Origin of the sequence: Streptomyces sp. NBC_01508, from assembly GCF_045040315.1 — a bacterium.
Classification (GTDB): domain Bacteria; phylum Actinomycetota; class Actinomycetes; order Streptomycetales; family Streptomycetaceae; genus Streptomyces.
Genome location: NZ_CP109419.1, coordinates 638,671 through 659,141 on the forward strand (window position 1 = coordinate 638,671; position 20,471 = coordinate 659,141).

A 20,471-nucleotide genomic window follows, 5' to 3' on the forward strand; every position below is an offset into this window, starting at 1 on the left:
TATAGAAGTCAAGTCGACGGAGCGGTGCTGCCGTTGTGGGTGCGGGTGAGCGCGTGGTAGACCTCGCGGGCTATGAAGCGTTTGAGGCAACGGATGATGTCCTTCTTGGAGAGTCCCTGCTGGGTGCGGCGCGCAACGTAGGCGCGAGTGCGGGGGCAGTAGCGCATCCGCACTACCGCGATCATGTGGAGGGCGCGGTTGGCCTGGCGGTCTCCGCCTCGGCTGAGTCGATGTCGGTCGGTGCGTCCGGAGGAAGCCGGAACTGGAGCGGCGCCGCATAGAGCGGCGAACGCGGCTTCAGTGCGCAGCCGTTCGGGGTTGTCGCCGGCCGTGACCAGGAGCTGACCGGCGGTCTCTGTACCCACGCCAAATAGTGCGACGAGCTCAGGACCGGCGGACGTGGTGAGCATTGTCAGGCGTTCAGTGACCTCGTCGATCTCCTCGGTGAGCATGCGGATGCGGCGTGCCAGTTGCCGCAGTGCGTAGCGGGCGGCCTCCGTGGGACAGGTGAGGTCAGCTCCTGGCCGCAGCCGAAGGCAGCGGTTGACCAGGGTGGTGCGGGTGAGCCCTGTGAGCGACGCGCGCAGAGGCTCGGGAGCGGTTACCCGCAGGCCGATGAGTTGGTTGATCGCCTGGGTTCTGGCCTTGATCGCGGACGCGCGGGCCACACGCAGCTGGCGAAGGGCTTCCACCGTGCCGGTGTGGGACTTGGGGATGGCCGTGGCTCGTCCTGAGGCTGCTGCGCGGGCGGCGGCATAGGCATCGATCGGGTCGGATTTGCCGCGGGTGTGTCGGGTGCCCCGGTCGGGGGCGTTGACCTCGACCACCGTCAGGTCGGCCGCGCTCAGCACCGTCGTCAGTCCGGCGCCGTAGGAGCCGGTGCACTCCACACCCACCACTTGTACGTGGCCGAACGTGATGAGCCACATCAACAGGGCGCGGTATCCCTGGGTGGTCGTGGGAAACTCTCGGTCGCCGAGTGGACGTCCCAGCGGGTCCGCGGCGGCGAGCGCGTCGGCGATCTCGTGCGTCCGTGCGGCCGTCAGGTCGTGGGTGGAGCCGGGCAGGGCCGGGGATGCCCAGAGCAGGCGACCGAACGGGTCGGTGAGGACCTGCGCGTTCATGCCGTGCCGTTTGTGTTTGCCCGAGTTGTACGGGCCGTCGGCGGCAATCCGGTCGATCGGCAGCAGGGTGCCGTCCAGAATCACGAATGCCTTCGTCCGGGCGGTCTCCATCGCCTCGGCCAGGGTCGGTGCGAGAGCAGCCAGGACTTCGATGGCCTCGCGAATGTAGCGGTAGACAGTCGCGATGCCGATTCCGAAGCCGGCGGCAAGCTGGGCGTAGGTGTCTCCGCACCGCAGGTGGGCCAGGGCGAGCAGGGCTTGACGGCTGGCGGGCAGTCGCCGCCACCGCGTACCGATCTCCCGTTGCCGTACTGCGAGCTGCTCGGTCAGGTACCGCAGGGTGCTGCTGGACAGATCGATCGAGGATGGGTAGACGAGCACGAGAAGCTCCTGGCGAACACGGGTGATCTTGGTCGAGACCCGCCTACCAGGAGCTTCGTCGTTACGTACAGCCCGTTGACCCCCAACAGCGCGGCATCGCGGTCGGGTTGAAAAAGGCTCAGTCCTTCAGGTCGTGGGCGTACGCCTTGACGGTGTTCGGCGACCGTTCAATCGCCGTCAGGTAGGCCAGGAACGACTCGACTGGATCGACCGGCCGCAGATCATCCCCCAGCAGCGTCCACGACTCCGTCGCCGACCCGGGTGCCAGCACCCTCTGTACGCGCATCGCGCATCCACCCCTTCCGTGTTGGACGGCGGCAGATAACCGCATCCACGAAGGAAGTTGGGGCAACTTCAGAGTGCTTCACACACATGAAGGAGACGCTCGTACGGGCTCAAGATAACGAGCACATCCCGGCCACGTTCATCTACGCCGGCATCAACGTTGAACGCGAGGGCCTCTTCACCGGGGTCCGCGGCAAGCAGATCGCGGCCAGATGCGTGATGAAGTACACGGGGAACTTCCCCTACCAGGCCGAATGGCGCTCGATGATCGCGGCGATGGAGGGCTCCCTGCGGCTGCACCAGCACGAGCCCGGCAGCCTGGTCCGGCTGGCGAAGTATCTCCACGCCCGCACCGGCGGCAGCATCAGCAGCCTGTCCCACCTCGTCCGCGCGGGCGCCATCAGCGCGATCGCCGACGGCAGCGAACGGATCACCCGTCGTCTGCTGGAGTCCGTCCCGGTCGACCACAACACCCAGTCCGACAGCCCCGGCCCCGTCGGCGAGGAGGACGATGAGGCCGACGACGCGGCATGATCCGGCACCTGCCGCCACCGCACCTACGGCGCCTCCCACACACCGTCGCCCCGTTGCACCATGAAAGCTGGGGCTCCTACGTCAATCGGCTCGCCCTGGCGAATCGAATCGCCCACCTCGAACTCCACGAACACATCAACAGCCGGCATCGAATCCACCCCGCTCCACTGCCCCTGCTGGACGCCATCAGCAGCCTGTCCGGCCATCCTCGCGACCGGCTTCTGAAAGCCCTGCCCGACCTGCGGACCCCGGATCTCGCTCGACATCTGCCCGCGGCATGCCAGCCGCTCGACCGCAGCTGGCGGCTCCAGGCCGCCTGCACACTCTGCCTTGCCAGCAAGGGCGTCTTCACCGAAGCCCGGTGCTGGATTCCCCAAAGTACCCGGCTCTGTCTCCGCCACGGGCGCTGGACTGACACCCACGGCCAGCAGATCGACATCCGCCCGCTTCCCGAGGTCAGCCAGGCACAACACGACCACCACCGCCTGGTCCGTCAACACGGGTGGCAGACCGTGGAGATCGCCATGCGCGAGGCGACCGACTGGTGCTCACACTGGTGGAATGGCCGCAGGTTCCACCACCGCCCGACGGCAGGGCACAATCCCTCAGCGCCCCCGGATGGTCCCACTACCGCGACGACCCCCGACTCACCGCCAGCGGTTACCCCAGCATCGTCGCCCTTGCCGGCCTTCTGGCCTCGCCAACGCTCCGGAGCCTGCCCTTCACTGGCAACACCGGCGACTTCCGCCGGTTCATCAAGGAAGTCCTTGACCGAGTCGCCCCCGGTTACCGCTACGAAGGCGCCGGAGCTGCTGACCCACTCGTCCGCTGGATCGAGGAGGAACGCTACTACCGCACCCTGCCCGACCACCCGTGGCCGAAGCCGGACGAGCCCCGAGCGGACAAATCAAAGAGGCTGGACGAACTTCCCCGCCGGGCCGCCATGCTCGCCTCTGACGACCGGACCCGTTGCGCCAGCTGCGGCAGCCAGTTGATGGCCCGAAATTCGAGGACACGGTTCTGCTCAACCGCATGCAGATCACGCAACTGGAGGCTCGAACAGCACCAACGCGCACTCAGCGATCCCTCGTCCTCCATGCAGAAGGTGGAGTGTCCAGCCTGCGGCGCCACCTGGACGAGCGGCAACGACCGACGCCAAGACGCCGTCTACTGCTCACACCGCTGTCGGCAAGCTGCCTGGCGCCAGCGCACGGCACTCTACGACTGATGTCGGCGTACACCTGTATCTGCCCAGGGCGGCACAACCGAAGGTGCTCAGCTCCCGTGCTGGTTCAGGCTCGGCAGAGGCGAGGATGCTTGGGTAATCGGGAGGCGTCACGGACGGGGGATGCGGGACACTTCGCCAGGTGTTCGTGATGCAGCCCGTTCTGGAGATCAACACCCCTGACGGCTTCGACCTCTGGCCTGTCGCCGAGGTGGTGCCGTTCAGCTTCCTGCCCCTCAGCGGCGAGCTCTCGCCCGCCGAGGTAGGAACGGCGATGATGCGCATCGCCGGATGCAATGACATCGACCCCGACGGCGACCGCCCGCCCCGACGCTCCGACCCGCTCGATTCCTTCCTTCACGGACTGCTGACCTTCGAGAACCTCTTCGCAGCCGGCGGCCTGCGGGTCACCGATGACTCCACCGGCATCACGTTCCTACCCGGCTGCTGCGACGGGCTGGAGGACTGGCGCGACTGGCACCGGCTCGTCGACGGCGGCGGCCTGCTCGGCTTCGGCCACGACCCCGTGTCACCGGTTGCGGAGCGCTTCGGCGGCATCGTGCGGCTCACGGTCAACGCTGAGCAGAGCGACAGCCCGGTGATCGAAGTGTCCGTCGTTGAACTCCGCCACCTGCTCGCTGGTGCCGAGCGTGATCTGGCTGACTTCCTCGCGCTGGCCGCCGACTGGGTCCATCAGCACCTGCCCGGCCACTATGCTTCCGTCACCGCCGCCCTCGCCCGGGTCCTCGACCTGCCCGCACCGGTCCTACCGGCCGAGCAGTAACAGCGGGCCCAGATCCGCCAGCCAACGCAGACCGAGCCTGGCACAGTCATCGTGCGCGCCACGGTGAGCATGTCCGCGTGTAGCCAGCTGGGCACTTCGACTGTTCCGCCGACAACTGACCGACAGCGCAAAGTGAGACAACCGCACCGAAGTGCACCTGAGAGGCAACGTCACCTGAGACTCCGGCCCGAACTCGTCTCACCTGCCGTTGCATCCGCCCAGGTCGCAGCGTTGCTCACGAGAAAGATCAAATGAGACGGGACAGCACTGACCTTGGCCAGCGCCACCAGGAGCGCTCCGAAGACGGCCAGGGCCTCGGCGAGCTGCTCGGGGGGCACGACCTTCTCGATCGCCGGCCACGCGTCGACCACCCAGACCAGTGAACAGCGGAAACAGGGCGAGTCATCGAACCGGAATCAAGATCGGCCAGTTGTCGCTACTGGTCGTTCCGATCCTCCTCAAGGGCCGAAGGGTCCCGCTTCGTTGCCGCCTACCCGTAGATAGATCGCGGACGAGCAGGACGGTCGGCCCGTCCGCGATCGGCGGGAGCGAGGGCCAAGGCGGGGAAAGATCGAACTCAGCCGGTCGTAGCGGGACCGTACCGTCGGCCAACGTACCGGCCGGCGTACCGCCTTCAACGGCCGGAAGGTGCCGTGTGGCCCCTCGAAGGGGTGGGCAGGGATGATACCGGCCCCCGGGAGGCGATCCGTGGATTCTCCGCCAGTGCGGGTGCACACCCTCGCTGCGGCCGGGACCGCCGAGGCGGACCTGGCCGACATGGTGCGTGCTCACTACGACAACGAACCGCTCATGCGCCTCGCCGGAGAGATCCACTTCGACACCGCCCTGAGCCGGGCGGATGTCGTAGCCGCAGCCCAGGTCTACGGCCGGCCGCTGCCCCAGATCGTGTACCTGCCCTGCTGCGGCACCCTGCGCCACGCGGCAGCGTTCCTCAAGCAGGGCGCCGGACAGGTGGTCGCGGTGGACCTGTCACTGCCGAGCCTGCTCGCCGGGCTGGCCCGCAACGTCCCGACGGAGCTGCGCCAACACCTCTCGGTGCACCACGGCGACATCCGCGCCGCCGCCCCCGTGCTTCCCCGGGGCGGAGTGGATCTGGCGTTTCTCGGAGGGAACAGCCTCGGCGACATCACCGACCCGGCCGGCCACCAGGCGTTCGTGGCGGCCCTGGCCAAGTCCCTGGCCCCCGGCGGGATGCTGCTCTTCGACTATGCCGCCGACCGCTACCTGCCGCCCGGCGGGCAGGAGACGACCGAGTGGTCACAGATGTGGCACGGCCCGGCCGGCGACATCGAGGTCATCGACCGCCGCACCCGCCGGATTGAGCCGGTGGAGGGCAGTGGAATGGCGGTGCTGCACGTGGACTGCGAGATCCTCCAGGCGACCACCGGCCGTCCGGTGGTCGCCGCCCACTCCTACCGCAAACTGATCGTTCCCGACGCCCTGCTGGTCCGCCAGTTCGCCGCCGCAGGACTGGAACTGGACAACGCCGGCCCGGTCGCCGACTGGTCGCCCTACCACCGGGACCGCATCGACCGCATCGGTGATCTGGGCATGCTCGGCGAGCCATGCTGCTGGTACCGGGCAAATCGCTGTGCCGGACCGAGGTCTTAGCTCAGAACATCGGGATTTCCCCGATTGCGACGATGCCGATGGCCTGGTCGCATGTGTAGCCCGCGCCTCCGCCCAGCTTCTTCTTGGCTTCTGCGCACGCCCGGGTCGTGTCGGGCCGGAGTGTGTAGTTGACGCTCACGAGGGCTTCGTTGTCCCGCTGGAAGGAGACCAGTTCGGTCATGACTCCCTCTCGGGCGGGCCAGACCTTCACCTTCTGCCGGTTGACGAGAGGCTCCGCGTGGTGGGGGCCGTCGAGTTCCCACAGGTTCACGGAGAAGACGAACGGTTCGTCCTTCGCCTTGTCGCCGCTGAACGCCTGGACCAGCTTCTTCTCCGTTGTGCCGCGCAGCAGCGCGTTCGGCGATCCCACGCTCAGGGGTGTCGAGTCCTCGCACGCTTGCTTGTAGTTGCGCGGCTCGGCTTGGAAGAGTGTGATCGACTTGTTGCCCCGGCTGACCGTCACCTTCCCGTAGATCTCGGCGCACTGCTGCCCCCGGTCGATCTTGGTGCTGATGCCGTAGATCCTGATGCTCTCGGCGACCACTTCGTAGTCACCCCGGTCGTAGGAGGGGGCATAGGCGGTCGCGGGCTGCGCCGCGAGGCACAGAATACCGACCGCGCCAACGACGGCGGAGCGGATGAAGGAGCGGTTCATATACGGGGTACCTCCAGTGAGCGGGCGAATTCATCACAGAAAGTATCAGAATGATCACTATGAGTCTTAGGGTGCGCGGCGGAGCGTCGCCGCACGACGCGTTCGTGGCGGCCCTGGCCAACTCCCTGGTCCCCGGCGGGATGATGGCCTTCTGCTGTGTCGCCGAGCGTTCCTGCCGCCCGGCGGGCAGGAGACGACCGAGTGGTCACACACGTGGCACGGCCCGGACGGAGGCATCGAGGTGATCGACCGCCGCATCCGAAGGGCTGCGCCCTGGACGGCAGCAACATGGCAGTGCTGCACGTGGACTGCGAGATCGTCCAGGCCGGTACCGGCCGACGGTTGGTACCGGCCGACGGTTGGTACCGGGCACAACGCTGTGCCAGCCCAAGTTCTTAGTGGTCGGCTCCGGAAGTCCTTCGGGGGTTGACTTGAGGTCGGGTTCGGTGGCAACGGCATTACCGTGGCGGGCCTCATCTGGCCGCAGTGACGTCTCCGCCGATGTCGTCGGCGGCCGCCACGGAGAGCAGGGCCGCCATCAGCTGCGGGAAGCGGGTGTCGAGGTCTGTGCGGCGCAGTTGGACGAAGCAGCGGGTGCCTTCCTGGCGGGTCTGGGTGACGCCCGCGTCCCGCAGGACTTCGAGGTGGTGGCTCAAGGTGGATTTGGCGACTGGTGCCCGCAGTTCCCCCCCAGCCACGCTCCTGACCGTCAGCCAGCAGCCGCACGAGCCCGAGCCGGATCGGGTCACTGAGCGCGGCCAGCACGCGGGGGAGCGTGATCTCGCTCGGGTCGGGGTGCTGTGGATCTCTCATACCCCCATGCCACCTTCATTCGATAATCGACGAACATCGAACATTGGGGTTGCCGTGCCCGCACCAGAGCCGACGAACAGTCACTTCGCCGACCAGGTCGTGATCGTGACCGGAGCGGGATCGGGGATCGGACGCGCCACCGCGGCCGCGTTCGCCACCGCGGGTGCTCACGTTCTGGGGGTCGGCCGCCGACCGGACGCCCTCGCGGGGAGCGCCGCACAGCATCCCGCCATCGAGTCGTTTCCTATCGATGTCATCCAGGACGACGCCCCTGAGGCGATTGTCCAAGCCGCCTTCGACCGGTGGGCTCGTATCGACGTCCTGGTCAACAACGCCGGGGTGTTCGCCGCGATGCCGCCGGCTCAGGCCACCGCGACCGGCAGCCTGGCTTGATGTCCCGCCGACTCGCAGAGCCTAACCTGGCCGGAAAGCAGCCTGACGACCCATCAGAACGAGCGTCAAATGAGCGTCACGAGCGTCATTTCAGCGTTAAGATATCGCTCGTAACTCCCACAGTGCACATAATGCGCACTCACAAAACCCCAGGTCAGGAGGACTTTGCGATGGGTTCAAGGATGGCAACGCACTCCACGTGGCGCGTCATCGAAAACAGGTAAAAGTTCCGCTCGACCACCGCCGACTCGGCAGGAAATACCGGCGCTATTCACGATTCGCTTCCCGCGTGCGGTTTGGGCGGCACACCCTCCCCGTGTATGACTAAGCAGGCTATCGGCACGGCTGTCAACGCGAACTCGTCCGGCATCGCACCAACGACCGTACGACACCCAGCCTGATCAGCATCTCGGTGACAGAAATCTGATTACTCGCCAGTAAGGTCAGCAAAGGGTCAGCAAGTGTTTGATTAGACCTGGTCACAGGTGCCAACACCTGCAACCGCCACCCACTCCAAGGGAACACCACCAGCAGGCACAACTGAGCCCCCTCGTCGGTCCGGTGAGGGGGCTCAGCGAAGGCCACGCGGCATGCCGCCGCAGGATCAATCAGGCCAGGTCAGCGCACCCGGCCACGTGGTTTCAGGGCTACCGGCGGGAGTTCCGGGGCGGGGAGGCGGGTGCCGTCGTAACCCGTCACCTCACCGAAGCGGGGACCCTCCATCCAGTCCTTGCGCGCCACTTCAATTTCCTCGTGTGAACGCCCGATGAAGTTCCACCACATGACGATCTCCTCCTCGAACGGCTCGCCGCCCAGCAGCATCAGGCCGGCCGCCGTGTCCGTGCGGATCGGGAGTTCCGTACGGCCGCAGCCGAGGTAGAGCATCGAGCCCGCCGGGACGGGGACGCCGTCGATCTCCGACTCGCCCGACATCGCCAGTACCGCGTACTCGAAGTCGGGGTCGAGGGGCAGGCGCGCGTCGGTGCCCGGGGCGAGTGTCAGGTCGGCGCCGACCAGGGGGGTGTACGTCGTGCCCGGTGAGGTGGTGCCGTCCAGGGTGCCGAGGATGACGGTGGCCGTCAGGCCCGGGGCCGTGACCACGGGGAGGTCCGCGTGGTGCTGGAAGTGCGGGTCCACGTCGCGGCGGGCGTCGGGGAGCGCGACCCACAGTTGGGCGCCGTGCAGCAGCCGGGCGTGCGGGCGGGGGCTCTCCTCGGAGTGGCTGATCGCGCGGCCCGAGGTCATGAGGCCCAGTTCCCGTGGGCGTACGGTCTGGAGGCTGCCCAGGCTGTCGCGGTGCAGGACCTCGCCGTCGTGGAGCCAGCTGACCGTCTGGAGTCCCATGTGCGGATGGGGCGGCACCTGCATGCCGGGCTCGTCGGCGATGTCGTCGGGGCCGTAGTGGTCGACGAAGGCCCATGCGCCGACCATGCGGCGCCCGAGGTTGGGCAGCAGTCGGCGCACTTCGGTGGACTCGCCGAGCTTGACGTGGCGGGGGCTGAGGAGTTCGCGTACCGGCTCGGCGACGACGAAGCCACGGCCGCCGCAGACGGAGAGCGTCGCCTGGCGATCAAGATTGCTCATGTCGCACAACCTAATCCCGTCGGGCACCCGAGAGCAGCATCCACGCGATAACAGTCGAGCAGGTAGTCGAACTTTCAACCATCGGAATGTTCGGCCACCCTCCGGTGTTGTGGGCGGGTGTACGCGACAACGAACGGGAGGGCGAGTGAACACCAGCACGTACTACGACTTCGGAACCGCCGCCGAGCGCTGGGTACGCGCTCAGCAGTTCTTCGACGCCCAGGAGTACGTCGCGGCGGCCCGCATCCTCGAAGGGCTCGTGGCGGAGACGCCTGACCTGGTCGCGCCGCGGCTGCTGCTCGCCCGCGCCTACTACCACTCCGCGCGGCTGCGGAAGGCCGAGACGCAACTGCTCGCCGTACTGGAGCGTGACCCCGTCGAGCAGTACGCGCGCCTCATGCTGGGCCGCACGCTGGAGCGGCAGGGGCGGGCGGCCGAAGCCGGACCGCAGCTGCGGATGGCCGCCGCGCTGGCGGGAGAGTTCCCCGACAGCGCGTGACCGTCGAACGACCCCGACGCGCCGCGCCGACAGGCATCAGTGGGTACGGGGGCGGCGCGTGCCGCCCGGTCCCGATGCCTGCCTGGCGCGGGGCGCGGGGACCCTGCGCCGGCCGTTGCGGCGCAGCCGGCGGCGTTCCTCCTCGTCCGTACCGCCCCAGACTCCGGACGTACGGCCGGTGTTGAGCGCCCAGTCAAGGCACCGGCTCTCCACCGGGCAGCTGTGGCACACCGTCTTGGCGCGCCGCACCTGCTCGGTGGCGGGGTCGGAATCCCCCACCGGGAAGAACAGTTCGGGATCGGCGCCCACGCAGGCCGCGTCCCGCAGCCATTCCCACGCGTCGGCGCCCGAGCCCGTCCGGGCCTCGTCCGTCGTTCCGGTCTGATCGATGTGCGTCCGCGCGGTCATTCAGTCCTCTCCCCGTACCACGTTCCACTCCTGATCCACCGTCTCCTGCTGTGCGGGGCCGTCGTCTCTCGCCTCGCGTTCGTGGATCGTGACGCGGGCCGGCAGGCATGTACGCAGCTGCCCCTCGCGCTCGGCCGATCGGCCGCGAACTGGCCGCGGGCCTCGGTCCGTTCCCATCTCCGACTCCTTGTTCGCCTGTCCCCGCGCCACCCGGGCGCGGGCTCTCACCGGAGCGCGTACCCGTCGTCCCCCGGCCGAAAAGCGCGGACCGGGGTTACGGTTGCGTACGGCGCACGCGTCAGGCCGAGGCCAGCGACGGTACGAACGCCGGGACCCGGGTCAGGGCCGGAACCGGCTCCTGCGCCGCGGCGTCGGTCCCGCCCACCGGGACGACGGGCAGCCGCAGGACGTTCTGCGGGGCCTCGACGCTCCGGGTGAACCAGACGACCTTGCCCTCCGCCGTGCCGCACGTGCCCCAGCTGTCGCTGAGTGAGGCGAGGCGGGCGAGTCCGCCGCCACCGGCCGACGGCAGCCGGGGCAGCTCAGGACCGTTGTCCGAGACGGCGGCCGTGAGATAGCGGCCGGTCCAGCGGATCTCGACCATGCACTTGCTGTCCCCACCGACATGACGGTGGACGTTGGTCAGCAGTTCGTCGATGCCGGAGCAGACCGGGTCGACGTGCGAGTCGAGATTCCAGTGTCGAAGGTGTGCGGCGACGATGCGCCGAATCTGCGATACGCGCTCCGGAGAGGCGTGCAATTCCACCACGTAGTAACGGGCGAGTGGAATCGTCATGGTCGAGGCTCCTCACACAGAGGCCCACGTACTTCACCTCGTTGTTGCAACGACCCCCGAATACGAAGCGTGAGCATTAGCCACTTCTGGGTCACTGAAAAGATTGACCCGACGGAGCCGAATGCGCAACTTCTCGGCTGCTCGCGGCTGCTCCCGGACACGGTGCGGGTCGGTGTCCGGGAGCGGTGGTGCGCGATACGCGCAGGTCGGAGCGGGTCTGTGGCCGGTCGGGCGGTCCGGCGGATGCGGTAGGGACGAGCGGCCGGATCCGCGTACACCCTCAAGCCGCGGCCACCGCTCAGGAACGGCGGGTGGCCAGCCGCAGCTGGACCTCCTGTTCCTGGTCCCCCGCGGCCGTGCCCAACACCTGCACGGCGAACGCCGCGGTCAGTTCCTCCCGCAGTCTCGCGACCGCCCAGTAGCCGCCCTGGACGTCCGCGGTCACCGGTTCGCTCAGCCGGGTCGGGCGGGCCCGCTCCCGTACCTCCGACACGTCGAAGGTCGAGCTCCATACCGTCGGGCGGGCGCCCGCCACCTCCCGCGGTCGGTCGTCGGACGCGCGGTCGGAGGCGAAGACGGTGCGCAGCGCGCCGAACACGGCGTGCGCGTCCTCCGTCTCGCAGCCGCTGATCTCCACCGTCACTTCCGTGTCGGCGCCGTGGGCCGCCGTGGGCTCTTGCGTGCTGTTCACCGTGGTTCCTCCGCTGGGGGTGGGCGCCGGGCCGGTCAGCCTGACGGCTCGTCGGGGACGGGCTGTTCGGGATGCGTCCCGCCCGGTCGGGGGTTGCCGCGCCGGCCGGCGCCGGCCTCGTCCGGGTCGGGCACCGCGTGGTCGGGCGCGTCGGGGTCGTCCGGGTCGTCGGACGTGCCGAGGCCCTCGACGTCCACGTCCAGCGGATCGTGTCCGGGGCCGGCGTGCTGGTCGGGCAGGTCCCTCGGGACGGCCGCGCCGTTGCCCTCGGTGTCGTCCGGATGTCGGTGGTTCACGTGATTCCCTTCGTCGCCGCACGGTGTCGACAGGTCGTCGCTGATCCGGCGCTGATCCCGTAGCTGGTCCGTAGTCGCCGCGCCGCCCGTCGGCCGGGGTGTTCGCCCCGCCGAGCCGCGTACCCGCTCTCACGCGGGTCACCGGTCACCGGTCACCGACCGGCCGTCACCGGCGGTCCGTCAGCGGTCCGTCAGCGGTCCGTCAGGGTGAAGAGCCCGCCGTCGGGGTCGCGCAGCGTCACCTGTTCCCCGTCCTCGTACCCGGCGTCCCGCGCCGCGACCACGGCGCCGCCCATCGACTCGGCGGTCTCGGCCGCCGCCCTGACCGCCTTCACCCCGTCCACGGCGAACGACACGTGCCAGCGCGGCCGCAGATGCGGGTTGGTCGCCGCCTCGATGCCGCCGCTGCCTATTCGCGCCACGACGTGCCCGGAGCCACGCCCCGTACGCAGCACGACGTGGTCCTTCTCGTAGCTGACGTCGATGCCGCCGCCGAGTCCGTCGTCGGCCCAGTCCAGCACCTCGCCGTAGAAGATCGCCGACGCAATCGCGTCGTAGGTCCGCAGTTCCAGCCGGAACGCGGGTCCGCCGAGCTTGGGTGAGGCGTCCGGCAGCGGCTCGCCCTCCCAGAACCCGAAGACGGCACCGTCCCGGTCGGCGGCGAGCGCCGCCCGCCCCATCTCGAAGGCCAGCGGCCCCACGGCGACCGTGGCGCTGCGCTCCCTGATGCGGGAGGCGGTCGCGTCCACGTCGCTCACGACGAAGTACGGCGTCCAGGCCACGGCCACCTGGAGGGTGGGGGCCAGCGCGCCGATGCTCGCGACCGGTACGCCGTCGGTCTCGGCCACCACGAACTGGTCGCCGAGCTTGGCCGGGCGGAAGGTCCAGCCGAGCACGGCACCGTAGAAGTCCTGCGTGTCCGCGAGGTCGCGGGCCAGCAGGCTCGCCCAGCACGGCGCCCCGAACACAGGATGCCTCGGTGCCATGACCGCTCGCCTCACTCCGGTCGTGCCAGTGGATGCCCCCGCGTTCCCCTCCGCTCCCTGACGACTGTGCCAGCACAGCACGCGGCCCGCATGTCGCCCGGAACCGGGGCCCGGGGACGGCGCCCCTCCGGTGGTGGCAGACTGGCCGCCGATCCTTCGAAACGGAGCCCTGGTGCCCATGATCCGTCGTCTCCGCCGGGCGGTGCGGCGCGTCTATCGCAGCACCGTCGACCTCAGCCATCCGGCCCGGTCGCCGCTCGGCAGCGCGGTCGTGAACTGCGTGGTCTACGAGGACGGCATACGGCAGCCGGGCGACTGCCCGGCCGAAGAAGCCGTACGGCGGGTCCGGAGGTCCGGCAGGGGCTTCGTCTGGATCGGTCTGCACGAGCCGGAAGCGTCCGAGTTCAAGGGGCTCGCCGAGTTGTTGGGGCTCCATCCGCTGGCTGTCGAGGACTCGGTCCACGCGCATCAGCGGCCGAAGGTCGAGCAGTACGACGGGGTGCTGTTCGCGGTCTTCAAGACCTGCCGCTACGTCGAGCACGAAGAACTCACCGCCACCAGCGAAGTGGTGGACACGGGCGAGTTGATGGTCTTCACGGGGCAGGACTTCGTGATCACGATCCGGCATGGCAGGCACGGCTCGCTCGGCCCCCTCCGGGAGCGGCTGGAGGCCGCGCCCGAGCGGCTGGCCATGGGGACGTCGTCCGTTCTGCACGCGATCGCGGACCAGGTGGTGGACGACTGCCTGGCCGTCGCCGACGCCGTCCAGGACGACATCGACCATGTCGAGAACGGCGTCTTCAACGAATCGGCGGGCCGGGCCGGCCGGGGTGACGCCGGGCGTATCTACCAGCTCAAGCGGGAGTTGCTGGAGCTGAAGCGGGCCGTGGCTCCGCTGGACCGGCCGCTCGACATGCTGGCCAATCGGACGTTGCCGGGTGTCACTGCCGGCGTACGGCCGTACTTCCGCGACGTCGCGGATCATCTGGCCCGGCTCACCGACCAGATCGCCGCCTTCGACAACCTGCTGGACTCGATCCTCCAGGCCCATCTCGCGCAGGTGACCGTCGCGCAGAACGAGGACATGCGCAAGATCACCGCGTGGGCCGCGATCATCGCCGTGCCCACCATGGTCTGCGGTATCTACGGGATGAACTTCGAGCGCATGCCCGGCCTGGGGTGGACGTACGGCTATCCGTCGATCGTCGCGCTCATGGCCACGGCCTGTTACGCCCTGCACCGGAGCTTCCGCCGCAACGGCTGGCTGTAGCGGCTCGCAGTCGGCCGGAGGGGGCACTTGCGGACCGAGACTCGAAAATATGTACGACTCCCATTGGGTACGATGTACGCTAGCGGCTCGCCGAGAATCAAGGGGAGCAGTCCGTGAACATCCCAGCCGCCGACAGTCACCATGTGATCCAGGTCCGCGGGGCCCGCGAGAACAACCTGCGGGAGGTCTCGCTCGACATCCCCAAACGCCGGCTCACGGTCTTCACCGGCGTCTCGGGATCCGGCAAGTCCTCGCTCGTCTTCGGCACCGTCGCCGCCGAGTCGCAGCGCCTGATCAACGAGACGTACAGCGCCTTCATCCAGGGCTTCATGCCGAGCATGGGCCGCCCCGACGTCGACTCGCTGCACAATCTGAGCGCCGCGATCGTGGTCGACCAGGAGCGGATGGGCGCCAACTCCCGTTCCACGGTGGGCACGGCGACCGACGCGTACACCATGCTGCGGATCATCTTCAGCCGGCTCGGCACCCCGCACATCGGGACCTCGTCCGCCTTCAGCTTCAACGCCGCCGAGGGCATGTGCGCCGAGTGCGAGGGGATCGGTCAGGTGTCGAAGATCGACATCGACCAGCTCGTGAACCGTGAACTCTCCCTGAACGAGGGCGCGATCACCGTCCCCGGCTTCAACGTGGACGCCTGGTACTGGCAGATCATGGCCGCCTCGGGCTTCTACGACCCGGACAAGAAGCTGAAGGACTTCACGCCCGAGGAGTGGGAGGTCTTCCTCCACAAGACCGCGACCAAGGTCAAGGTCGGCTCCAACAACATGACGTACGAAGGGCTCATCACCAAGGTCAACCGGACGATTCTGGTCAAGGACCGGGATGCGATGCAGGCTCCCGTCAAGGCGTTCGTCGACCGGGCCGTGGTCTTCGCCGAGTGCCCGTCCTGCGGCGGCAGCCGGCTGAGCACCGCCGCGTTGTCCTCGAAGGTCAACGGCGTGAACATCGCGGAGTGTTCGGCGATGCAGATCAGCGATCTGGCCGAGTACGTACGGAAGATCGAGGACCCGGCAGTGGCACCGCTGCTCGGCAATCTGCGGGACCTGCTGGAGTCGCTGGTCGAGATCGGGCTCGGCTATCTGAGTCTGGACCGTGTCTCGTCCTCGCTCTCCGGCGGCGAGGCGCAGCGCGTGAAGATGGTGCGGCATCTCGGCTCCAGCCTCACCGACGCCACGTACATCTTCGACGAGCCGACGATCGGGCTGCACCCGCACGACATCCGGCGGATGAACGACCTGCTGCTGCGGCTGCGCGACAAGGGCAACACGGTGCTGGTGGTCGAGCACAAGCCCGAGGTCATCGCGATCGCCGACCATGTGGTGGATCTGGGTCCCGGCGCCGGTACGGCGGGCGGGCAGATCTGCTACACCGGCGACGTGGCGGGGCTGCGCACCTCGGGCACGCTGACCGGGCGGCATCTCGAACACCGGGCGCGGCTGCGGGAGTCGGTGCGCGTACCGAACGGACAGCTGTCGGTCGAGGGCGCCGATCTGCACAACCTGAAGAACGTGAGTGTCGACATCCCGACCGGTGTGCTGAGCGTGATCACCGGCGTCGCGGGGTCGGGCAAGTCCTCACTGATCCACGGCTACCTCTCCAACAGGGACGGTGTGGCGGTCGCCGACCAGTCGGCGATCCGGGGCTCGCGGCGCAGCAACCCGGCCACGTACACCGGGGTGTTGGGTCCCATCCGGACGGCCTTCGCCAAGGCCAACGGTGTCAAGGCGGCGCTGTTCAGCGCGAATTCGGAGGGAGCCTGCCCCAACTGCAACGGGATCGGGCTCGTTTACACCGACCTCGCGATGATGGCCGGTGTCGCGTCGGTCTGCGAGCAGTGCGAGGGGAAGCGGTTCACCCCGGAGGTGCTCACCTACCGGCTGAACGGCAAGAACATCAGCGAGGTGCTCTCCATGTCGGTCGCGGAGGCGTACGACTACTTCCCCACCGGGCAGGCGCACGCGATCCTCGGCCGGCTCGACGACGTGGGGTTGAGCTATCTGCGGCTCGGCCAGCCGCTGAACACCCTGTCGGGCGGTGAGCGGCAGCGGCTGAAGCTGGCGATCCAGATGGCGGAGAAGTCGTCCATCTACATCCTGGACGAGCCGACGACCGGGCTGCACATGGCGGACGTGGACAAGCTGCTCGCGCTGCTCGACCGGCTGGTGGACGCGGGCAACACGGTGATCGTCATCGAGCACCACCAGGCGGTGATGGCCCACGCGGACTGGCTGATCGACCTGGGACCGGGCGGTGGGCACGACGGCGGGGAGGTCGTGTTCACGGGTACGCCGGCCGATCTGGTGGCGCACTCGGACACGGTCACGGCGCGGCATCTGCGGGAGTACGTCGGTACGGACGCGTAGTCCGGAGGCTGTACGGGGAGGGGCGGCGGGAGGGGCCGCCACCCCGGCGCGAGCCCGGCGGCGCGGGGCAGGCGCCTCCGCCGATATCCGCTGGGCTCGCGGCGCCCCTCCCCGGCACAATCGCGGTCATGTCACTTACGGTCGACCGTCTGCTTGTCGCACTCGAACCACTGTCGTACCCGGAGCGCCTCAAGCACCTCGCCCACAGCGCCCGCTCACTGCACCCCACCGACGAACTGCCTGCCCTGGTGGCCGAGTTGGCGCGGCGCGGCACCTATGAGCGACGGCTCGCCGTGTTCGCCGCACTGGTCGGGCGGCACACGGACTTCCTGGCCGAGGCGCTGACCGACCGGGACCCGGTGGTCCGGGCGTACGCGATGCGGGCCGCCCGCACGCTGCCGGTCCCGGACGCGGCGATCGAGGCGGCGTACGAGGACGCGTCGGCCGACATCCGGCAGCGCCTCGGCGAGGTCGTGCTGGCGAGCGGGCGTACGGCGCTGGCCGAGCGGCTGGTCCCGCAAGTGCGCGAGCGGTGGGGCGACCACCCGGCGGCCAAGCTGCTGCCGGTCTGTTCGGCGGAGTTCGTGGCGGCGGTGCTGCCCGAACTCGCCTACGCCGTCGAGTCCTGGACCAGGCTCGGGCTCAACTTCCCCGACCAGGTGCTCGACCACGCCGAACGGGACCTCGCGGACCGCCCGCGCCCCGAGCGGCATGCCATCTGGCACCGGTACGCGGAGGGCGTGGCCGCGGCCGTCCCCGCCCGCGCCGAACGGGTGCTGGCGATGCTGGAGCGGCACCGATTCGACGCACTGCCCCCCGCTCTGCTCGCGCGGTTCAACGAACTCGTGGCTGCCGACCCGGAGCGCACCGTACGGCTGCTGCTCCCGTCGGACGGGGCCGTCCAGCCGTACTCGCAGATTCCGTCGGCGTCCGCCCTGCGGCGGATCGGGTGGGCCGACCCTCCCTCGCTGCCCGCGCTCGGCCGCTACTGGATCGGCCGCCCGCACTTCGCCGCGCTGCTCAAGGCGCTGCCGCCGCACCGCCGGAGCGACTTCCTCGACCTGGCGACGGCCGGGATCGAGAGCAAGGAAGCGGGCGACCTGCTGCCGGTGCTCGCCCTGCTGCCGCGCGAACGCCGCTGGGCGGAGGCCCGCCGGTGGGCGGCCCGGCGCCGCGAGACGGGCGGTTCCTGGTACGAGATCCTGGAGCTGATCGCGTACGGCCCCGTCGCCGAGGCACGCGCCGAACTGCTCGCCGGCACCCGCCGCCCGGACGCGGGCGACCGGGCACGTGCCTGGCAACTGCTGGTGGCCAACGCCGCCCGCACACGTGACCGCACGGCCGTGCACGAGGCACTGGTCGAGCTGCCGCGACTGCGCAACGAACAGGATCCGGTGCGCCGCGCGGCCCTCGGCGCGCTCGCCGATGTGCGCCCCGACCTGTTCACGGCCGATTCCCTGCCGGCGCTGGACCGGATCCTCCAGGATGCCCTGGAGGCGCGGGATATCTCCCACACCACGAGAGAGGCAGTCCGGAAACTGGCGACCGGCCTGCTGCGGGAGAACGCGGCGGACGGTGAACAGGCCCTGCTGACCTGGTCGTTCGGCGCGCTGGAACGGATTGCCGGCCATGTCGGTATGGGGCGTCTCGGCGCACTCGACCGTACGCTGCGGCGCGGCCAGGAGCATCAGGTGCTCGACGCGCTGCGCCCGTGGCTGGACGCGGCGATGAACAAGGCCGACTACCGACTGCTGTTCACACTGACCGGTTCGCTCGGCAGGCGGGCCCATCGGATGCCGGTCCTCCAGGGGTTGCTCGAAGAGGCCCTGAAGTACGGCGGCGACTTCGCGTTCGAGACGGCGGTGGGGTACTGGCTGGAGCCGCCTTCGGGCCGGGACGAGCGGGTGGCCAGGATTCTGGAGCTCGAACCGTCCGCGGCCGTACTCACGCCCGTCGCAAGGATTCTGACGGAGCGTCGTACCGATCTGCTGGACGTGCTGCTCTGCGGGCCGCCGCCGTACGGCCGCTTCCTCAGGCGCGGCACGCGACGGCCGCTGCCCGAACTCCGCCGCGCCGCGCGATGGTTGCCGCGCCAGCAGGCGGCGGCCGGCTCCTTGGCCGCCGCGGTGGCCGGCGACGAGTCGCAGCCGCTGCACAGTCGCGCCGAGGCGATCCGGGCCGCCGCGGCGATCTCGGAGCACGGGCGCGCGCTCGCCCTGCGGTACGCCGACTCCCCCGAAGTGGTGCTGGCCGAGGCCGCGTTGGCCGCGCTCGCGTGGGCGGACCAGCCGCAGGACGCGCTCGCTTCGCTGCTCGCCCACGTCGGGGACGACCGCGCACGGGCCGCCGTGTACGCCGCGACCCGCGCCGCGCGCTTCGCCGCGCCGTCGCGACTCGCCGAGCAGTTGGGCGCGGTGCTCACCGCCGACGAGGGGGTGAAGGTGACGAGCCGCAAGGAGGCGGTACGGCTGGCGGCCACCCTCCTGCCACTCCCCCGCGCCGCGGCACTGCTCGCCACTGCCTTCGCCGCGCCGTCCCAACACCCCGACGTACAGGCGACGGTCGTGGCCTTCTCGACCGAACTGCTCTCCGAGGAGCGGACCTGGTCGCTGCTCGCGGCGGCCGTCGAAGGCCCACCGCAGGTGCTCCAGGCGGTCGTTCGGCCCTCGGCCGAATCCTTGCCGGAGTTCCACCGGTCCCGGTACGCCCGCCTGGTGGGCGACGTGTGCCGGGCGGCGGACCCGGAGGCGGCGACGGCCGGGCTGCATGTCCTGCCCACGTGGGCGCGCTACGCCCCCGACGTGGTGGAGGGGCTGTGCGAGCGGGCCACCGACCTCGGCGAGGGGGCCGGGACACGCGCCGCCGTACGGGCCGTCGTGCCGGCGATCGGGCGACTGGCCGTCTCCGGTCTGCCGCATCCCGTCGGCGGTGCGGCGCCGGGAAGTCCCCTGCACGACGCGCTGGTGGCGTTGCTCCCGGCGATCGCCGCGGGCGAGCCCGACGCGCCGGACGACCGGGACCTCCCGGCCCGGCAGCGAGCGCTCGCGCTGCTGCGGGCGCTGCCGGGGCAGCCGGGCCGCGAGAGCGATCCGGTGCTGGAGGCCGTGGCGGCGCTGCTCGCCGACGAGCCGTCACTCGCCGAGGCCCGCGCCGGGCTTCTGCGCGCCCTGGTGGACCTGGATGCCGGCCTTGCCGAACTCACCGGTCGGCTCGGGGACTTGGCGGCCAGCGCGGAGGGCCGCCCCGCGCTGGCGGCGGCCACGGCGAGCCAACTGCGCAGCCGGTTCAGCCGCCGCAGGCTGCCCGCCGACCCGGCGACGGTCCTGACCGCAGCTACCCGGCTGGCCGCCACCGGCGACCACGCCACCGGGCTCCTGGCCGTCGCCCTGGTGGCCGGCACGGGCAGCCGGCTCGGCTGGCCCGCCGAGTGGCGCACCGCCCTGCGCGGGCTTCGGGGGCACGCGTCGGCGGACGTGCGGGACGCGGCGCTGGGGGTGGTGCTCTTCCGGGCGGGGTGAGCCGAGGGCGGTTGGCCGCTGGCGGTTGTACGCGCGGTTCGCTTCCGTAAGGCGGTACGCGGGGCGCGGGCGGCCCGGCTTGCCTGCACTGCAAGCTTTCGTCAAGCCTCCCGCAAGACTTCCGACGCGCCCCTCGGGCATGGCCTCTTCTGCACGGGATCCGATCGGGACCCGTGCGCAAGGGATCAAGTTCACGGGGGAGTCATGTCAGTC

The 20,471-nt window shown here is 69.7% G+C and carries 22 protein-coding genes; 9 read left to right on the forward strand and 13 right to left on the reverse strand.

Features of this window, described 5'->3' with window-relative positions; genetic code table 11:
- Nucleotides 1-8: 8 nt before the first annotated feature.
- Together OG700_RS02925 and OG700_RS02930 are read right to left on the reverse strand one after the other, a co-directional pair.
- The gene (locus tag OG700_RS02925; RefSeq protein WP_405608383.1) at nt 9-1,505 is read right to left on the reverse strand and encodes an IS110 family transposase; all 1,497 of its coding nucleotides are present in this window, start codon (nt 1,503-1,505) and stop codon (nt 9-11) included.
- 118 nt (nt 1,506-1,623) lie between these two features.
- A complete protein-coding gene (locus tag OG700_RS02930) occupies nt 1,624-1,791 on the reverse strand; it encodes a hypothetical protein (protein WP_405608386.1) in 168 nt (55 codons plus the stop codon).
- Nucleotides 1,792-1,877: 86 nt separating this feature from the next.
- On the opposite strand from OG700_RS02930, the gene OG700_RS02935 reads away from it, so the two are divergent.
- Complete coding sequence (locus tag OG700_RS02935; protein WP_405608389.1) at nt 1,878-2,324, forward strand: hypothetical protein; 447 nt, start codon at nt 1,878-1,880, stop codon at nt 2,322-2,324.
- 23 nt (nt 2,325-2,347) lie between these two features.
- Here the strand turns inward: OG700_RS02935 and OG700_RS02940 are convergent, their stop codons facing one another.
- The gene (locus tag OG700_RS02940; protein ID WP_405608392.1) at nt 2,348-2,824 is read right to left on the reverse strand and encodes a hypothetical protein; all 477 of its coding nucleotides are present in this window, start codon (nt 2,822-2,824) and stop codon (nt 2,348-2,350) included.
- 44 nt (nt 2,825-2,868) lie between these two features.
- Here OG700_RS02940 and OG700_RS02945 point away from each other — a divergent pair, with 44 nt between their 5' ends.
- Nucleotides 2,869-3,552: a hypothetical protein gene (locus OG700_RS02945; RefSeq protein WP_405608395.1), complete on the forward strand. Its 684-nt coding sequence runs from the start codon at nt 2,869-2,871 to the stop codon at nt 3,550-3,552.
- A 148-nt stretch (nt 3,553-3,700) separates the two neighbouring features.
- On the forward strand, nt 3,701-4,333 hold the full coding sequence (locus tag OG700_RS02950; RefSeq protein WP_405608398.1) for a hypothetical protein: 633 nt from the start codon (nt 3,701-3,703) through the stop codon (nt 4,331-4,333).
- Between the two features lie 170 nt (nt 4,334-4,503).
- On the opposite strand, the gene OG700_RS02955 is transcribed toward OG700_RS02950, so the two are convergent.
- Nucleotides 4,504-4,704, reverse strand: a complete 201-nt coding sequence (locus tag OG700_RS02955) for a hypothetical protein (RefSeq protein ID WP_405608401.1) — start codon at nt 4,702-4,704, stop codon at nt 4,504-4,506.
- A 337-nt stretch (nt 4,705-5,041) separates the two neighbouring features.
- On the opposite strand from OG700_RS02955, the gene OG700_RS02960 reads away from it, so the two are divergent.
- Entirely contained in the window at nt 5,042-5,965 is a 924-nt protein-coding gene (locus tag OG700_RS02960) for a class I SAM-dependent methyltransferase (RefSeq protein ID WP_405608404.1), read from the forward strand.
- A gap of 1 nt (nt 5,966) precedes the next feature.
- Here OG700_RS02960 and OG700_RS02965 read toward each other — a convergent pair whose 3' ends face one another.
- Both OG700_RS02965 and OG700_RS02970 read right to left on the reverse strand, forming a co-directional pair.
- Nucleotides 5,967-6,620 carry a hypothetical protein gene (locus OG700_RS02965; protein WP_405608407.1) on the reverse strand — a complete coding sequence of 218 codons (654 nt, stop codon included), beginning with the start codon at nt 6,618-6,620 and terminating at the stop codon, nt 5,967-5,969.
- 473 nt (nt 6,621-7,093) lie between these two features.
- Nucleotides 7,094-7,318 (reverse strand): ArsR/SmtB family transcription factor, encoded by a 225-nt coding sequence (locus OG700_RS02970; RefSeq protein WP_405608410.1) that lies wholly within the window; start codon nt 7,316-7,318, stop codon nt 7,094-7,096.
- Between the two features lie 169 nt (nt 7,319-7,487).
- Between OG700_RS02970 and OG700_RS02975 the strand changes: the two genes are divergently transcribed.
- Nucleotides 7,488-7,826 carry an SDR family NAD(P)-dependent oxidoreductase gene (locus tag OG700_RS02975; protein ID WP_405608413.1) on the forward strand — a complete coding sequence of 113 codons (339 nt, stop codon included), beginning with the start codon at nt 7,488-7,490 and terminating at the stop codon, nt 7,824-7,826.
- A 618-nt stretch (nt 7,827-8,444) separates the two neighbouring features.
- On the opposite strand, the gene OG700_RS02980 is transcribed toward OG700_RS02975, so the two are convergent.
- Entirely contained in the window at nt 8,445-9,410 is a 966-nt protein-coding gene (locus OG700_RS02980; RefSeq protein ID WP_405608416.1) for a pirin family protein, read from the reverse strand.
- Nucleotides 9,411-9,555: 145 nt separating this feature from the next.
- Here OG700_RS02980 and OG700_RS02985 point away from each other — a divergent pair, with 145 nt between their 5' ends.
- Complete coding sequence (locus OG700_RS02985; protein ID WP_405608419.1) at nt 9,556-9,909, forward strand: tetratricopeptide repeat protein; 354 nt, start codon at nt 9,556-9,558, stop codon at nt 9,907-9,909.
- A 36-nt stretch (nt 9,910-9,945) separates the two neighbouring features.
- On the opposite strand, the gene OG700_RS02990 is transcribed toward OG700_RS02985, so the two are convergent.
- The 6 genes from OG700_RS02990 to OG700_RS03015 all read right to left on the reverse strand — a co-directional run bounded on the left by OG700_RS02990 (nt 9,946) and on the right by OG700_RS03015 (nt 13,086).
- Complete coding sequence (locus tag OG700_RS02990) at nt 9,946-10,317, reverse strand: WhiB family transcriptional regulator (RefSeq protein ID WP_405608422.1); 372 nt, start codon at nt 10,315-10,317, stop codon at nt 9,946-9,948.
- Nucleotides 10,318-10,494: a hypothetical protein gene (locus OG700_RS02995; protein WP_405608425.1), complete on the reverse strand. Its 177-nt coding sequence runs from the start codon at nt 10,492-10,494 to the stop codon at nt 10,318-10,320.
- A gap of 121 nt (nt 10,495-10,615) precedes the next feature.
- Nucleotides 10,616-11,113 carry an ATP-binding protein gene (locus OG700_RS03000; protein ID WP_405608428.1) on the reverse strand — a complete coding sequence of 166 codons (498 nt, stop codon included), beginning with the start codon at nt 11,111-11,113 and terminating at the stop codon, nt 10,616-10,618.
- A gap of 298 nt (nt 11,114-11,411) precedes the next feature.
- The gene (locus OG700_RS03005) at nt 11,412-11,804 is read right to left on the reverse strand and encodes a hypothetical protein (RefSeq protein WP_405608431.1); all 393 of its coding nucleotides are present in this window, start codon (nt 11,802-11,804) and stop codon (nt 11,412-11,414) included.
- 35 nt (nt 11,805-11,839) lie between these two features.
- Entirely contained in the window at nt 11,840-12,100 is a 261-nt protein-coding gene (locus OG700_RS03010; protein ID WP_405608434.1) for a hypothetical protein, read from the reverse strand.
- A gap of 191 nt (nt 12,101-12,291) precedes the next feature.
- Nucleotides 12,292-13,086, reverse strand: a complete 795-nt coding sequence (locus OG700_RS03015) for a VOC family protein (protein ID WP_405608437.1) — start codon at nt 13,084-13,086, stop codon at nt 12,292-12,294.
- Between the two features lie 178 nt (nt 13,087-13,264).
- Between OG700_RS03015 and OG700_RS03020 the strand changes: the two genes are divergently transcribed.
- The 3 genes from OG700_RS03020 to OG700_RS03030 all read left to right on the forward strand — a co-directional run bounded on the left by OG700_RS03020 (nt 13,265) and on the right by OG700_RS03030 (nt 20,258).
- Nucleotides 13,265-14,356, forward strand: a complete 1,092-nt coding sequence (locus tag OG700_RS03020; RefSeq protein WP_405608440.1) for a magnesium and cobalt transport protein CorA — start codon at nt 13,265-13,267, stop codon at nt 14,354-14,356.
- A 143-nt stretch (nt 14,357-14,499) separates the two neighbouring features.
- Nucleotides 14,500-16,740: an ATP-binding cassette domain-containing protein gene (locus OG700_RS03025; protein WP_405621392.1), complete on the forward strand. Its 2,241-nt coding sequence runs from the start codon at nt 14,500-14,502 to the stop codon at nt 16,738-16,740.
- 128 nt (nt 16,741-16,868) lie between these two features.
- Complete coding sequence (locus tag OG700_RS03030; protein WP_405608443.1) at nt 16,869-20,258, forward strand: hypothetical protein; 3,390 nt, start codon at nt 16,869-16,871, stop codon at nt 20,256-20,258.
- Nucleotides 20,259-20,471: the final 213 nt, after the last annotated feature.

Excerpts from the sequence above, each read along its gene's own strand:
- OG700_RS02930 (WP_405608386.1), bottom strand. The coding sequence starts at position 1,791 with ATGCGCGTACAGAGGGTGCTGGCACCCGGGTCGGCGACGGAGTCGTGG.
- OG700_RS02935 (WP_405608389.1), top strand. The coding sequence starts at position 1,878 with ATGAAGGAGACGCTCGTACGGGCTCAAGATAACGAGCACATCCCGGCC.
- OG700_RS02950 (WP_405608398.1), top strand. The coding sequence starts at position 3,701 with ATGCAGCCCGTTCTGGAGATCAACACCCCTGACGGCTTCGACCTCTGG.
- OG700_RS02965 (WP_405608407.1), bottom strand. The coding sequence starts at position 6,620 with ATGAACCGCTCCTTCATCCGCTCCGCCGTCGTTGGCGCGGTCGGTATT.
- OG700_RS02980 (WP_405608416.1), bottom strand. The coding sequence starts at position 9,410 with ATGAGCAATCTTGATCGCCAGGCGACGCTCTCCGTCTGCGGCGGCCGT.
- OG700_RS02990 (WP_405608422.1), bottom strand. The coding sequence starts at position 10,317 with ATGACCGCGCGGACGCACATCGATCAGACCGGAACGACGGACGAGGCC.
- OG700_RS02995 (WP_405608425.1), bottom strand. The coding sequence starts at position 10,494 with ATGGGAACGGACCGAGGCCCGCGGCCAGTTCGCGGCCGATCGGCCGAG.
- OG700_RS03000 (WP_405608428.1), bottom strand. The coding sequence starts at position 11,113 with ATGACGATTCCACTCGCCCGTTACTACGTGGTGGAATTGCACGCCTCT.
- OG700_RS03015 (WP_405608437.1), bottom strand. The coding sequence starts at position 13,086 with ATGGCACCGAGGCATCCTGTGTTCGGGGCGCCGTGCTGGGCGAGCCTG.
- OG700_RS03020 (WP_405608440.1), top strand. The coding sequence starts at position 13,265 with ATGATCCGTCGTCTCCGCCGGGCGGTGCGGCGCGTCTATCGCAGCACC.
- OG700_RS03030 (WP_405608443.1), top strand. The coding sequence starts at position 16,869 with ATGTCACTTACGGTCGACCGTCTGCTTGTCGCACTCGAACCACTGTCG.